The organism is Bacillus sp. 05T31 (genome assembly GCF_056396725.1).
In genome coordinates this window covers 1-14,824 of the sequence record NZ_JBFTMA010000036.1, presented here as the reverse complement: position 1 = coordinate 14,824, position 14,824 = coordinate 1, and the positions used below count along the sequence as shown (strand labels likewise).

The following is a 14,824-nucleotide window of genomic DNA, read 5'->3' as shown; positions in this document are numbered from 1 at the left end:
GTGTTAACTTTTGAGCCATTCCCCATATTGCATGAGCGACAATTGCGACCGCTACAAGTTTCAGTCCGTGAATCCAGCCAGTACTTCCAAGCTCGAATTGGTTAAGAAATGAAGCGAAGAAAACTAAAACGAGCACAGATGGGAGAGTGAATCCGATCCATGAAATAATAGCTCCTAATAATCCGCCGCGTAATAAGCCAACTCCCATACCGACTTGGCTGCTAGCAGGGCCAGGAAGGAATTGACATAGCGCTACTAAGTCTCCGTAACTTCGTTCATCCATCCATTTTCTTTTTTGCACGTATTCATGATGAAAATAACCAAGATGGGCGACGGGACCACCAAATGAAGTAAGTCCTAATTTAAATGATACGAGAAAAATCTCTATTAATGATTGGAAAGAGTAGTTATTATTTTTCAAAATTTCCTGCTACTAAAGATATAGACAAATGTATATTCTTAGAGTATTCCTGCTTCTATGTGTCCTGCCTCGCCAATCATTCGCTACTACAGTTTGCTATAACACTCCACAGGCGTAAATTCCGATGTAGCCCACCGTACATATATACAATTTATTTACGTTAGTATTGTATATTTTTTTGCTTGTAAAAGGTTGATTGATGCGTTCAAATCTCTATCCATTACATTTCCACATTCACATGTATATACCCGGTCAGATAGCTTTAAGTATACTTTCTTTTGACCACAGCACGAACATAACTTTGACGATGGATAGAACCTGTCTACTTGACGTAGTTTGATTCCATATTCTTCACATTTCGTCAATAGCAATGTTTTAAATATATAAAAACATTGCCCAGCAACTGCTTTAGATAGATGTTTATTCTTCATCATACCTTTCACATTCAAATCTTCCACTGTAATAAACGTTGGCTTGGTTTTCACCACATCATTTACAATAGACTTTACATACTCTAGTCGGATATTTGTTAGCCGAACATGTAGTTTTTGCACCCTAAGAATGTTTTTATCTATATTCGCTCTTTTGTTCGTAGCAGATGTTTCACCTCTCTTTTTTACATTTTCAAATTTACGCGATAAAGAGCGTTGCTCACGTTTTAACCGCTTTTCTATCCTTTTTACGCTTATTGTTTTGTTGATGTTTTCATGAACGATACCATCGCTACGTGTAGCGAAATCCTTCACCCCTAAATCAATACCTAAACCTGTTTCATTAAGTGTTGGTTTCGTTGCTCTTTCTTCCAATTCGCAAAGCACAGATACAAAATATCTCCCTGCCCTTTTACATATCGTTCCACTTTTTACAATCCCATTTTTCGGGATATAACCATACTCCTTTAATCTCACCCAACCAATCGTTGGGACTTTTACTCTATGTCTTTCTACTGCCCAGTCCGTTTTGTTGTTTTTAGGAAAATAGCACTTCACATCTTGATTCTTCTTTTTCTTATAACGGGGAAATCCAGATAAGCCCTTAAAAAATCTTTTAAAAGCCGTATCTCCATTCATAATTGCCTGTTTTATCGCTTTACTAGATACCTCTTTAATCCATTGATCACATTCTTTTGTATAGACATTGTTTAACCATTTAGAAAAGTCATATCCACTCAGAAACTTTCCCTCGGATTCATACCTCTCTTTGGTTTTAGAGATATACAGATTGTAAACATACCTACATACCCCAATCGTTTGATTGATCTTGGTTATTTGTTCATTTGTCGGTTTCATCTCTATCAAATAGGCTCTTCTCATAACTTTTTATCACCCACCATGTTCTTTTTGTATTTTCTCAATCCATATACCCTACAACTACATACATGAATGATAGATATCAAATCTTGAACAAGTTCTTCTTGTGGAGATAATTTTTTATTTACCTTTTGGGTTTTGGTAAGCAGTTAAAACAACTTGGTTATCCCAACTTTGCAATGGTCTAATAGGTACGTTGAAAACTTCTGGAAATTCTTTTGGTTCATATTGTTACATAATTACATTTTAATACATATGTCTATAATCGTTCGCTTTTTCGATTACTGTATAATTCTCCTAGACTGTTTTTCTAAGTGCATTATACAAGAGGGAGTAAAGCAAAAGAAACGATTTTAATGTAAAGATTGTGTGAATCTTTTCTTCGTAATTAAAATTTGAAAAAGTCATAAATGATTATGTCTAAACCATAAAGTAGTAGAAGTAGTGCTGGGAAATTTATATGAGGAGAATGCCCGTATGACAACACATTTCTTTGCTAGGTTAACAGGGAAGAGGGAAGTACCTCCTGTAAATACAGAAGCTTACGGTGTAACAGAGCTCATTTTTAGTGAAGATTTAAAGAAGTTGCAATATCGGGTCATATTAAAAAATATAAAAAAAATCACGTCATGCCAAATTCATTTAGGAAAAGCGAATCAAATTGGTCCAGTTATTTTAAGTTTGTTTGGTCCGTTAGAGCAAGGAATTAGTGTGAATGAAGGAGTCGTTACTGGTGTAGCTAGAGTAGAGGATTTTGAAGGGCCTTTACAGGGGAGAGCATTTGACAGCTTGTTTCAAGAGATAATGCAAGCAAATGTATATGTAAATGTTAATACGAAATCTAATAAAAAGGGAGAAATAAGGGGGAGAATAAGGGAAGTAAAGAAGTAAGCGAAAAGGCTGTCCAAAAAACATTTTGGAACAGCCTTTTCTAATTATATAGAGTGCTACAATATCCCCTAGTTTAATTTTTTACAGGCTGATTTTTAATGAAGAAGTCCATTATATAAAATACTTCGTCATCTGGGATTTGTATTTCAAATGTATTTTCAATAGGTTGCAATGCTTTTTTCACTTTCATATACATCCAGTACTCATCTTGTCTTCGTTTCTCTTTATCAGGATGAGGGAGGAGACTTTCACCTTTTTGAAGACGGTCAACCATGCAGCTCATATGCAAAATCACACCCATTAAACTGTCGGGAGTTAGCTGTAAAGAAATCAATTCTTGAATTGTATTTAATGCATAACGAATTGTTTTAATAAGTAATGCTCCATCGTTACGCTGCATTTGTTGTTCAAGAATATCAGCCATTTTTGCATATGTTTCTTCATACGTAATCAATTCTTGAATTGGTTGAATAGCTGTGTAGTTCACAATGTCTTGGAAATGATATGTTAAGCAAGGTATTTGCATATCGAAATTCGTGACGATACAAATGATATTACGCTCTTTTTTTATGTTCTCRATCATTTTCGTTAAATCTTTTTCATGAACGATGCTAATCGGAATAATTTCAATTAAGTCTTTATCAAAGCGTAAATAGTTCTCTAACATTTTTTGAATTGCTAAAGCACTTCCTTCGCCGGTTAAACAAGCTGTTAAAATCACGGATTTCATTGGCGATAGTGGCTTTTTCTTTTCTTCCTGTACGTTTAAATAGAACGGCGTTAAGTTCTTCACTGTTTCGTATAGTGCATCTAATGAATAGCCAAGCTGAGCTTTTCGAGCTGCTTCTAGTGCGTGTGGTGTACTCGTCATGGAAAGAACACGTACAGGGATTTTGAATTCAGTTTCTAATATATCACCAATATAAGCGAGAGATCCCATATCAACAAGTAAGAGAAGCCCGTTTACATTTTGAAGTGTTTTCATATACACTTTAACACGCTCTAAGAAGTCTTTTGGTGATTCATGCAAGGGCATATCGATACCAGTTACTTCATCAATACCGAGAAGTTCGTTTGCAACGTTTGCCATTTCTGTTGCGATGCCATTACCGTGTGCTAATATTAATACTTTTACTTCTGTTTGTGAGGCAGGAATTGGATCAACAACGAAAAACATTGTTAAAAAGCCAGCTTCATCAATAGGTATTGTTATTTGTAATTCTTCTTCTAATAGCTGAATACATTGCATAGCTACGGAAAAAGCTTCTTTATATTTCGTACGAATTTGATTTAATTGTGGGTGGTGAATTTGTTTCCCGCCCTGTAAACGTTGTAGAGTTGTCTGTACATGTAAACTTAAAGCGAGAAATACTTTTTCATCGAAAGTTTTAGATAAATATTTTTCAGCTAGTTCCGCAATTTTTTCACATACGGAAACGATATTACGATCCACAATTTTAAAAACATTTTCATGACTTGTTTTTTTAGATATTTGGTTAAAGTATTGGACGAAAAAGCTTTGAATATCATTTTCTATTAGTAATTCTAATTCTTCCTCTTCAATGCCGCGTGCTTGAAGTTCTTCATATTTATAATCAATATAATCGTAAATAGAAGAGCGACTTCCTTCGGGTTTTATTGTATGTTTACTCCAACCTTCATCACCTGTAAATACAAATGTTTCATTTGGTATTTGATATAGATGACGGCTCTTTCTTTCAATAAATAATCCTTCTTTCATATACCAAGGTAAATCTGTACTTGAAACACAGACAGAATCACGTTTTTTTGTTACGAAATCAGAATAAGCTTTCGCACAGGCAATTTGTACGTCCGTTTTCAATTGACCGATGTTATTTGGACAATTGTAAAAGACGAAAGCACGCATTGTATTTGGACTAACATGAATCTCTTTCCTTAGACGAATTGCTTCATTTGTGAAAAATAGTTGCAGTAAAGCAAACCGTTCTTTATGTGTTCGCTCACGAAGTGGTGGAAGCGTAACGGTCATCGGAATACGTCTTGTAAATGTTTTTAATAAAAATGAATTTGGTTCTTCGGTTGTTGCAGTAATAATCAACACTCGTGCCTTACGTTCATTTTCCGTTTCTCCAAGGCGGCGGTATACTCCGCGATCAATAAATGTGAAGAGCATCTCTTGTCCTTCTGGAGGAAGGCGATGTACTTCATCTAAGAAGAGGATTCCTTCATGTGCTTTTTCAATTAACCCTTTTTGATCACTGGCACCTGTGTAAGCTCCTTTTTTTATCCCAAATAACTGTCCAAGTAGTAGTTGTGGATTGTTTGCATAATCAGCACAGTTAAAGACGATAAAAGGTGCATCTTTTGGAAGTTGTTCCACTTCAATTGCGTATTCGTGCATTAAAGAAGCGAACATCGATTTTCCGACACCTGTTTCTCCAAGTAGTAAAGTATGCATACCGTTTGGAGGATAGAGAATAGAAGCTTTTGCTTTTTCAATTGCAATTTTTAGGCTTGTATTTTCAATAGCAAATGTATCTAATGAAGTGCCCTTTGTTGAATGCGTTTCCAATGAAGTGTTCGTTTCTATATAAAAACGGACAGGGCGTGTACTCGTTTTTAACAAACGATTATCTTTCACAAGCTTGTTTAAATCGCTACTAACATTTGCACGGTCTAGCTGTAGAAGTGTAGCGAGTTCTGATGCTGTTATACCTTCTGTATAATTCCCTTTTTGTATTGCGTTAAAAATGAGATCTATTCGTTTCATTTCTATTCACCTCGAAACTTCATCACTATTTAAAATTCTACACAAAAATGAGAAGTGTGGGAAGAGAAAAATAAAACAGCTTTAGTACATAGGCACTAAAGCTGTTACAATCTTGTGTCTTTCCAAAAATTCACTTCGAGATGGGAAGATGGATTGTAGGGAAGTAGTTTATATCCTTGTGAGTGTAAATAATCAATTACTTTTGGGAGTATTTGCACTGTGACACTAGAATCATGCATTAAAATAACCTCTACTTGTTCATCGCTTTGATTTCGTACTCTTTCTAGTATTGCGGAAGGATTATCATAGCTTTTCCAGTCATATGTATCAATTGTCCAATCCCACATTTTATACTGGGCAGATACGAGTGCATCACGGTAATTCTTTTTTAAGTAAGGCATGCTACCGTATGGGACCCGAACGAGATGTGTATTTAAATGTGTAACTTGCTGGACAATGTTTTGGGTTTGCTCCATTTCTGCAATTAAAACAGATGGATCGCCAGTATAAAGACGTTTTACATCATGCGACATACTATGGAGACCGATATAATGTCCATCTTTAATCAATCGCTCCATCGTTTTTTTATAATGTGGCACCTTTCCGCCAATAACGAAGAAAGTTGCTTTTCCGTTCTTCTCTTTTAAAATATTTAAAATTTGTGGTGTGTATTTATTTGGTCCGTCATCAAATGTTAAGTACGCAATTTTTGTTGTAGGAGAGGTAGTTTGAGTACTTTGGTAATCTTTTACTTGAATGTCTGTAGTTGCTTTTGTATTCGATGATGCGTACATAGTAATAGTTAAAAATAAAATTATACATTGAAGTAATCGCTTGATCATAACATTCACCCTCAGTTTGACAATCAAGATGTAAAAATGAAAATTTGATACTTTTTTCGTTATACGTATATCTTCTCCAATAGAGGCACTCTCAAACAATCTATATTTTGGAAATGGGGAATAAGGATTAAAAAATAAAAAATAGCATCCTCTTATGAAAAGAGGATGCTATTTGAATATTTCATAAGAGTAAAGGCTATACTACAATTAGTCTTCGCGYTTTTTCACTTTTTTATAGAAGGAAATAATTGGTTTGTAACGTTCGTGTACAAGACCGATTACTTCAGCAATGATTTCTGTAAAGAAGATTAAAATGAAAAGAAGAATAATGGATAACCATAATGTTGCACTACTGAAAATAATTGCATTTACACTAAAGAACATACCCAATGCGTAAATAATTAGTACCGTTTTACGATGAGAGAATCCCATTGCAAGCAGACGGTGATGTAAATGCGATTTATCAGGTGCTGAAATAGGCTTTTTATTTACGATACGGCGGATAATTGCAAATGTCGTATCAAATATAGGTACACCTAAAATAATGATTGGAACGATAAAACTGAATAACGTTACGCTTTTGTATAATCCAAGTAACGATATAACAGAAATACAGTATCCTAAAAATAGTGCTCCTGTATCTCCCATGAAAATTTTTGCTGGATGGAAGTTGTAGAATAAAAATCCAATTGTACTTGCTAATGTAATCAGTGCTAGAGGTAATATAATAGCTGCTCCAGTACCCCATGGGCTAGTGAAGGCCATATATGCTAGCGTTGCAAGTACGATAGATGAAATCCCTGCGGATAATCCATCTAATCCATCAATTAAGTTGATGGCATTTGTAATACCCACAATCCAAAATACAGTAATTGGATAAGCAAGCCATCCGAGTTCAGTATCTCCAAAAATTGGAATATATAATACTTGCACTAATAATCCGCTTTTTACAATCATGATGGCAACTAATAGTTGTCCACCGAATTTTACCCTCGCAGATAGTTCGTACATATCATCTAAAATCCCGATGATAACAATGATGATAGCACCTAAAGTTATCGATAACATTCTTTGTTCGTACAATCCACCGACAACAAATCCTACGGCTACACCGATGAAAATTGCTAACCCGCCAAGACGAGGCATAATTTTTTGGTGTACTTTACGCGCATTTGGCTTGTCTGTTGCTCCTATTTTGAAAGCTAATTTAATAACTAAAGGAGTAACGACGAGTACAGTGATGAAAGATGCCAAAATGGCATAAATCACTTGTGAGTCCATTAATACCCCACCCTTTATAGTTTAACGTAATTTTTTTAATTGTATTTATCTGAAAATTATGATGTTTATTTACAGGCTCATAACATATGGTATCACAAAAAGATTAGAATTCAATCTTTTTTTCTTTTGGCTGTAAAGGGGAGTGAATAGAATATATGACAATTGGATATGGAATGTTGTGTCCTTAGAGAAGGTTGATCTCATATTGTGGCTTGTAATGTGACATTGTACTCTCCTCTCATATAGCGATGACTTTTGTTTYAGTATTATAAGTGTTGCACGTAAAATTGAGTAAGTTCCGTGTTAAAATGTGGGAATTTACATTTTGTATATATTGCATCATTTAACTTTACAAAATCTTAAAAAAGAATAAAAAAACAATTCATATAATAAAAAAGTGAAAGAGTTTTCTCATTTTTAGTGTGAGAGGGGGAAGCACAGGGGGAGTTCTATGTATTCGTATATTTTCTTATGTATATTCCTGTGCGAAAGGAAAATGAAAATTACGATAATAGGTACCGGATATGTTGGATTGATTACGGGAGTAGGATTGGCGAGATTGGGACATTCAGTCACATGTTTCGATATAAATAGTGAAAAAATTGAACGGATTAAACAAGGCGAGTTACCTATTTATGAATGTGGATTAAGTGAATTAATAAATGAAGCATACGAGAATAATCATTTAACTTTTACAGCAAGTAAATCAACGGCATTTAATGATGTAGAGTTTATATTTATTGCAGTTGGAACGCCATCTTTATTAGATGGAACAGCAGATTTAACGTATATTCGTAGYGCTTGTGATGATATTGGAACATATGTGAATAACGATATTATTGTTGTTACGAAAAGTACGGTTCCTGTAGGGACAAATGATGTAATGAGAGAATGGATTGAGGGGAAACTACAAGGTAGACATGAATTATATATTGTATCGAATCCAGAGTTTTTAAGAGAAGGTTCTGGTATTTATGATTTTTTTCATGGTGATCGTATCGTAATTGGATCATGTAGTGAAGAAGCGGCAAGGAAAGTAGAGAATTTGTACAGCAAATTAAGCTTACAAACGTATATTACAGATATTCGAAGTGCTGAGATGATTAAATATGCATCTAATGCTTTTTTAGCTACGAAGATTAGTTTTATTAATGAAATTTCTAATATATGTGAGCAAGTGGGTGCAGATATAGTAGATGTAGCTACAGGGATGGGGATGGATAAGAGAATTGGTGCATCTTTTTTAAATGCAGGCATCGGATATGGAGGATCTTGTTTTCCAAAAGATACGAAAGCACTTGTGCAAATTGYAGGGAATGTTTCTCATGATTTTCGCTTGTTGAAAGCAGTCATTGAAGTGAATAATAAACAACAGTTGTTGTTAGTTGAAAAAGCGAAGAAAATTATAGATATGAAGAAGAAGCGAATTGCGGTTCTTGGTGCAGCATTCAAACCGAATACTGACGATATTAGGGAAGCACCATCTCTTATTATGATAGAAGAATTAATTAATATGGGTGCGGATGTGGTTTTATATGACCCACAAGCTATTCAAAATGTAAGAAGTTTATTTGGAAATACGATACGATACGCTGAGTGTATAGATGAATCGATTAGAGAGGCGCATGCAGTTTTTATCGTAACAGAATGGGAATCAATTCGAAATTATCCGCTMGAAAAGTATGCACAGCTTATGAGGGAAYCTATTCTATTTGATGGGAGAAATTGTTATACTAATGAGGATGCCGAGAAGCATGGATTAGATTATTACTCAGTTGGGCGAAAAGACGTCTGTAATAGTAATGTTTCTCAGGCTCGTTAAAAAATGTATTTTCACATGCATATTTTTATATGCGATAATAGAAGTTTTAACTAGTGAAAGAAAAGAGGCAATGAAATGACTGAACGTTTAAAAGTAATGACAATTTTCGGGACACGACCAGAAGCAATTAAAATGGCCCCTCTTGTATTAGAGTTGCAAAAGCACCCAGAAAAGATTGAATCAATTGTGACTGTAACAGCACAACACCGTCAAATGTTAGATCAAGTATTAAATATCTTTGGAATTACGCCAGATTTCGATTTGAATATCATGAAAGATCGTCAAACGTTAATCGATATTACAACACGTGGTTTAGAAGGTTTAGATAAAGTAATGAAAGAAGCGAAGCCTGATATCGTACTTGTGCATGGTGATACAACGACGACATTTATTGCAAGCTTAGCTGCTTTCTATAATCAAATTCCAGTAGGACATGTTGAAGCAGGACTTCGTACATGGGATAAGTATTCTCCATATCCAGAAGAGATGAATCGCCAACTAACAGGTGTAATGGCGGATCTTCATTTCTCACCTACAACAAAATCAGCAACGAACTTACAAAAAGAAAATAAAGATGAGTCACGCATTTTCGTAACAGGAAATACAGCGATCGATGCACTGAAGACAACTGTAAAAGAAACTTATAGCCATTCGGTGTTAGAGAAACTTGGAAATGATCGTCTTGTACTTATGACAGCACACCGTCGTGAAAATTTAGGAGAACCAATGCGCAATATGTTCCGTGCAATTAAGCGTCTTGTTGATAAGCACGAAGATGTACAAGTTGTATACCCTGTTCATATGAATCCTGTTGTTCGCGAAATAGCGAATGATATTTTAGGCGAGCATAGYCGTATTCATTTAATTGAGCCGTTAGATGTAATTGATTTCCATAACGTTGCAGCTCGTTCATACTTAATGTTAACTGATTCTGGTGGTGTACAAGAGGAAGCACCATCACTAGGTGTGCCAGTCCTTGTCCTTCGTGATACGACGGAACGCCCAGAAGGTATCGAAGCAGGTACGCTGAAATTAGCAGGAACAGATGAAGAGACAATCTTTGGTCTTGCTGATGAGTTGTTATCTGATAAAGAAGCTCATGATAAGATGACGAAAGCATCTAACCCTTACGGCGATGGTCGTGCATCTGAGCGTATTGTAGAAGCGATTTTACAACACTTTAAGAAGTAACAACAATTGCGTGAAATAAAAAGAGCCAAATCGTATACGATTTGGCTCTTTTTTTATTCATGATTCCTCATAATCCACTCTGCATGAGCATTTGTAGAAGGGGGAGGAGGCGGTGGTGTTTTGTTCTCACTCGGCTCCTTCTTTGCTTTTGCGCTGGAGTTAGAATTTGAATCGGAATTTGTATTCTCATTTTTCGTAGTCTCTGTTGGAACTTTTGCTTTTTCTCCTATTTCCTTTTCAATTTCGTTACGTACAGTCTCTACACTGATTGGATCTGGAAGGAAGTAATAAATACCGCCAATTTTTCTGTCTTCTCCTTCAAGTTTTAACGTTTGTATTGTAGAAGGGTCGAATCCAGAGATTTTATTGTAAAGAGCAAGTCCGTCTGAAATAGGAATATCGGTTTTTATATATTTTCCAACTACCTTTGTTAAATCTTTAATTTTAAATACGGTAGAAGCAGAGTTTAGCTTTTGGGCAACAGCAGCCAGTACTTGTCTTTGTCTAGCAGCTCGACCATAATCACCGTTAGGATCTTGCTTTCGCATACGGACGTATGCGAGTGCTTCTTCACCATTTAAGTTCTGTTGACCTTGTTTAAATTGGATTTTTTTATAGTAATCCACGTCAGAGCGTTCCCAGAAATCGAAGGGGACATCAACGGTAATACCGTCAACAGCATCAACGATACCTTTAAATCCTTGGAAATCAATTTTAATATAATGATCAACAGGAACTTTTAAAAACTCTTCGACGGTGTCGATTGCCATTTTTTCTCCACCGTAAGCATGGGCAGCGTTAATTTTGTCTTCTTTATTTTTGCCAACAATCTTAACACGAGAATCGCGTGGGATACTCATAAGTGAAACCTTTTTTGAGTTTGGATTAACTGTCGCGAACATGAGTGAATCTGTTCGGCCGTTTTGACCATCTGTTGCGTAATCCTCAATACCCATAATTAGTATTGTGAAAGGTTTTTTTGTGATTTCCACATCTTCTGCTCGTAATTTAGATTTTTCACGGCTAAATCCACTGTACATCCCCATGAGAGAAGTGTAGGAATTTAACATATAAAGTCCTACGCTACCAAATAAAAATGCGAAAATAAGAAAGAAGAAAAACTTTCTTCTACGTTTCTTTTTTATTCTGCTATTTTGGAGATGATAATAACGTTCTTCCATATATAATCTCCTTAGTTCATTTGTAGGGAATTAATTCACTACATTAATCTTTAAAGGCGAGACGTTAGCTATTCTTAGATAACACCTTGTTCTAAGTACAACATATCTCCTTCTTTAATTGTACACTTCCCGTTTGTTAATTCAATCATCCAATCCGTAAATGTTTGTTTTCGATTTTCTTCTACATACGTATCGAATGTGACGTTTTCTAGATAATGTATATCTTTAATGTTATATTCTGAATTACGTAATTCATTTTCAACTTTGCCAAGCAATGTGTAATCAATTTCTGTTTCCATAACGCGCATTAGTTTTCGCTCAACAACGCCTACGTGATTAAGTCCTTCACTTGTACATTTTCCATATGCRCGAATTAATCCACCAGCACCAAGTTTAATGCCACCAAAATAGCGCGTGRCGACAACGACAGTATCCTTTAGACCTCGCTTTTTTAATACTTCTAACATAGGTACACCAGCTGTGCCRCTCGGTTCGCCGTCATCGTTTGCCTTTTGAATTTGATCTTGTTCACCGATTAAATATGCGGAACAATTATGTGTTGCATTCCAATGCTGTTTTTTTATTTTTTGTATAAATGTTTGAGCTTCCTCTTCCGTTGTGGCGCGATTCACATAGCAAATGAATCTTGATTTTTGAATCACAATTTCGTGCTCTCCATAGCCTTTTATTGTTAAATATTGTAATAACAATGGTATACGCCCCTATCTTTCAAAATAACTAGTACTTTACATTTTAAAAGCGAGCGTTTTTATATTCAAACATTTTTTACAAATATGTTGAAATTTTTGGTGAGTATTTTATCCCGCATTAACGGGCAGTAAGACTCCCACCTCAAAATTCAGCTGGAGCAAAGAAGTTAGGTGGGAGGTCAACTGCCCGTAAAAGCCCGATTGGTTCAACTAATAATCAGTGGGGGATGAACAAAACCCCCACTGATTAAAGTTTCACTTTATCTTTTTGTTGTAATTTGTCGAACGAGTGATTGTAGTTTCTAGCCGGCATTTTTATGTATGGATGCACCTTTTCTAGTTTTCGTGTAAAATTAGGGGATAAAAATTTTTTATAAGGCAGGTACGAAAATGAAAACAGCTATTGTTACCGATAGTACAGCATATATACCGAAGCATATTCGTGACGAACTCAATATATATATGATTCCATTAAACGTTGTGTTTGGAACGGAATCTTATCAAGAAGAGGCTGAAGTTTCAGCAAATGATTTTTATATAAAAGTACGTGAACAAGARGAACTTCCGAAAACTTCGCAACCAGCAATTGGAAAGTTTTTAGAGTTATATGAAGAGTTATCTAAAGAATATGATGCAGTTATTAGCATTCACCTTTCCAGTGGAATTAGTGGTACATATCAAACAGCAACGGCAGCTGGACAGATGGTAGATGGTATTGATGTATATACGTACGACTCTGAAATTAGTTGTGAAGTACAAGGGTTTTACGTGCGTGAAGGGGCGAAATTAGTAAGTGAAGGGAAAGCCCCAGAAGAGATTATCGCTCGCTTTGATGAAATGAAGCAAACGATGGATGCTTATTTTGTAGTGGATGATTTACATCATTTACAACGTGGTGGAAGATTAAATAGTGCACAAGCTTTCATYGGTAGTTTGTTACAAGTAAAACCAGTATTATACTTTAGAGATAAAGTAATTATTCCATTCGAAAAAATTCGTACGCGTAAAAAAGCGTTAAAGCGTATCGTTGAAATCTTTGATGAGCAGGCAAATAAAGGTGTGCCTATGGAAGCTGTTATTATTCATGCGAATCGTGAAGAGGAAGCTAATGAATGGAAACAAGAATTAGAAGAGATATATCCTCATGTTACAATTCGTACGAGTTATTTCGGAGCTGTAATTGGGACGCATTTAGGTGAAGGTGCGCTTGGTTTAGGTTGGTATACGAAGTGATAAAGATATAAAAGCTCTCTTACTTGAAGGGGGTTTTTTTACGGGGATTTGACAAGTTAATATTTGGAAATGGTAAAATGTACGTAAAATTAAATAATGAGGAAAGTTTTATTACTTACTTTTTACAAGAAACTATATTATAATGGAAGAGAGGTGAAACATATGGAGCATAATTCTTGTTTATGTCCAAAGTTTGAGTCAGCTTTTACAATGCTTAGTAAGAAATGGACTGGCTTAATTATTAAATCTTTGCTCGAAGAGCCGAAACGTTTCAGAGAAATCGCAGATATTATACCGAATATGAGCGATCGTATGTTGTCAGAACGTTTAAAGGAATTAGAAGGCGAAGGTATTGTAGTTCGTAATGTTTACCCAGAAGTACCAGTTAGAATAGAGTACGGTGTAACTGATAAAGGGAAAGCGTTGGAAAGTGTTATGGATGAGGTCCAAAATTGGGCTGAGAAATGGATGAAGTAACGTTTCTATTTCATTCATATTGGAGTATTTTCAAAACGTAAGGGGTTCCCTTACGTTTTTTTCAATTCTATAAAAAACGGTGTAAGGCTCTTGAAATTCTACATATATATACAAATTTAGATATACTTTGCTATAGAGATAAATGTAATATTACATTTATTTTACAAAACCGTAACATTAGCAAAAAAACTCCCGAATTATGGTATAAATTTTAATAGGTTATATACGGAAAATGAAAAAAAGAAAGCGGTGTAAAAAATAAAATGAAAAAGCTAAAAATGGCATCTTGCGCATTAGTTGCAGGGTTAATGTTTTCTGGGCTAACACCAAATATATTTGCAGAAGATAAAATTTCTGACGTGAAATCACAAATTAACACACAAAATGATACTTTACATAAACAACAACAAGAACGTGATGAATTACAAAAACAAATGAATGACTTAAACAAAACAATCCAAGGTTTGGATAAGTCTGTTCAAGAGAACGCTTCAAAACTTGATGAAACAACAAAAAAAGTTTCTGATACTGAGCAATTAATCGAAAATAAAAATAAAGATATTGCAGAACTACAAACAAAGATTGCAAAACGTGAAGAGTTATTAAGAAAACGTTTAGTTGCACTACAAGAACAGCCAAATACGAACATTGTAACAGAAGTTCTTGTAAACTCTAAAAACGTTGCAGATTTAGTTGATCGTTTAGCTTCTGTG

At 35.1% G+C, this 14,824-nt stretch carries 13 protein-coding genes and 1 pseudogene; 6 read left to right on the top strand and 8 right to left on the bottom strand.

The window, feature by feature from the left end; genetic code table 11:
• The 3 genes and pseudogenes from chrA to AC1DJR_RS04280 all read right to left on the bottom strand — a co-directional run.
• A partial coding sequence (gene chrA / locus AC1DJR_RS04290) for a chromate efflux transporter (protein WP_477002083.1) occupies nt 1-421 on the bottom strand: 421 nt, incomplete at its 3' end.
• A 155-nt stretch (nt 422-576) separates the two neighbouring features.
• Complete coding sequence (locus AC1DJR_RS04285; RefSeq protein WP_429686500.1) at nt 577-1,734, bottom strand: RNA-guided endonuclease InsQ/TnpB family protein; 1,158 nt, start codon at nt 1,732-1,734, stop codon at nt 577-579.
• Nucleotides 1,731-1,856: pseudogene (locus AC1DJR_RS04280) on the bottom strand (IS607 family transposase); the annotation flags it as partial. The pseudogene AC1DJR_RS04280 and the gene AC1DJR_RS04285, both read right to left, overlap by 4 nt.
• Before the next feature lie 352 nt (nt 1,857-2,208).
• On the opposite strand from AC1DJR_RS04280, the gene exsM reads away from it, so the two are divergent.
• Complete coding sequence (exsM, locus tag AC1DJR_RS04275; protein ID WP_002166452.1) at nt 2,209-2,622, top strand: exosporium regulatory protein ExsM; 414 nt, start codon at nt 2,209-2,211, stop codon at nt 2,620-2,622.
• A gap of 73 nt (nt 2,623-2,695) precedes the next feature.
• Here exsM and AC1DJR_RS04270 read toward each other — a convergent pair whose 3' ends face one another.
• From AC1DJR_RS04270 to AC1DJR_RS04260, 3 genes are all read right to left on the bottom strand, one after another.
• Nucleotides 2,696-5,374 carry a sigma-54-dependent transcriptional regulator gene (locus AC1DJR_RS04270; protein ID WP_002034748.1) on the bottom strand — a complete coding sequence of 893 codons (2,679 nt, stop codon included), beginning with the start codon at nt 5,372-5,374 and terminating at the stop codon, nt 2,696-2,698.
• Between the two features lie 104 nt (nt 5,375-5,478).
• Complete coding sequence (locus AC1DJR_RS04265) at nt 5,479-6,216, bottom strand: polysaccharide deacetylase family protein (protein WP_012261992.1); 738 nt, start codon at nt 6,214-6,216, stop codon at nt 5,479-5,481.
• 207 nt (nt 6,217-6,423) lie between these two features.
• On the bottom strand, nt 6,424-7,497 hold the full coding sequence (locus tag AC1DJR_RS04260) for a glycosyltransferase family 4 protein (RefSeq protein ID WP_477002082.1): 1,074 nt from the start codon (nt 7,495-7,497) through the stop codon (nt 6,424-6,426).
• A 451-nt stretch (nt 7,498-7,948) separates the two neighbouring features.
• On the opposite strand from AC1DJR_RS04260, the gene AC1DJR_RS04255 reads away from it, so the two are divergent.
• Together AC1DJR_RS04255 and wecB are read left to right on the top strand one after the other, a co-directional pair.
• Nucleotides 7,949-9,319, top strand: a complete 1,371-nt coding sequence (locus AC1DJR_RS04255; protein ID WP_477002081.1) for a UDP-glucose dehydrogenase family protein — start codon at nt 7,949-7,951, stop codon at nt 9,317-9,319.
• A gap of 75 nt (nt 9,320-9,394) precedes the next feature.
• Nucleotides 9,395-10,510: a non-hydrolyzing UDP-N-acetylglucosamine 2-epimerase gene (gene wecB / locus AC1DJR_RS04250; protein WP_002034751.1), complete on the top strand. Its 1,116-nt coding sequence runs from the start codon at nt 9,395-9,397 to the stop codon at nt 10,508-10,510.
• Between the two features lie 53 nt (nt 10,511-10,563).
• Here wecB and AC1DJR_RS04245 read toward each other — a convergent pair whose 3' ends face one another.
• Nucleotides 10,564-11,691 carry an LCP family protein gene (locus AC1DJR_RS04245; RefSeq protein WP_002016146.1) on the bottom strand — a complete coding sequence of 376 codons (1,128 nt, stop codon included), beginning with the start codon at nt 11,689-11,691 and terminating at the stop codon, nt 10,564-10,566.
• Between the two features lie 74 nt (nt 11,692-11,765).
• Complete coding sequence (locus tag AC1DJR_RS04240) at nt 11,766-12,401, bottom strand: YigZ family protein (RefSeq protein ID WP_477002080.1); 636 nt, start codon at nt 12,399-12,401, stop codon at nt 11,766-11,768.
• Nucleotides 12,402-12,791: 390 nt separating this feature from the next.
• On the opposite strand from AC1DJR_RS04240, the gene AC1DJR_RS04235 reads away from it, so the two are divergent.
• The 3 genes from AC1DJR_RS04235 to AC1DJR_RS04225 form a co-directional block, all read left to right on the top strand.
• Nucleotides 12,792-13,634 carry a DegV family protein gene (locus AC1DJR_RS04235; protein WP_002016143.1) on the top strand — a complete coding sequence of 281 codons (843 nt, stop codon included), beginning with the start codon at nt 12,792-12,794 and terminating at the stop codon, nt 13,632-13,634.
• Nucleotides 13,635-13,796: 162 nt separating this feature from the next.
• Nucleotides 13,797-14,111: a winged helix-turn-helix transcriptional regulator gene (locus AC1DJR_RS04230; RefSeq protein ID WP_002089608.1), complete on the top strand. Its 315-nt coding sequence runs from the start codon at nt 13,797-13,799 to the stop codon at nt 14,109-14,111.
• A 263-nt stretch (nt 14,112-14,374) separates the two neighbouring features.
• Nucleotides 14,375-14,824, top strand: a 450-nt coding sequence (locus AC1DJR_RS04225) for a coiled-coil domain-containing protein (protein ID WP_477002079.1), incomplete at its 3' end; no start/stop codon positions are given.

What these genes read in the sequence shown, in the direction of transcription:
- AC1DJR_RS04230 (WP_002089608.1), top strand. Translation starts at nt 13,797, where the DNA reads ATGGAGCATAATTCTTGTTTATGTCCAAAGTTTGAGTCAGCTTTTACA.
- AC1DJR_RS04285 (WP_429686500.1), bottom strand. Translation starts at nt 1,734, where the DNA reads ATGAGAAGAGCCTATTTGATAGAGATGAAACCGACAAATGAACAAATA.
- exsM (WP_002166452.1), top strand. Translation starts at nt 2,209, where the DNA reads ATGACAACACATTTCTTTGCTAGGTTAACAGGGAAGAGGGAAGTACCT.
- AC1DJR_RS04245 (WP_002016146.1), bottom strand. Translation starts at nt 11,691, where the DNA reads ATGGAAGAACGTTATTATCATCTCCAAAATAGCAGAATAAAAAAGAAA.
- AC1DJR_RS04265 (WP_012261992.1), bottom strand. Translation starts at nt 6,216, where the DNA reads ATGATCAAGCGATTACTTCAATGTATAATTTTATTTTTAACTATTACT.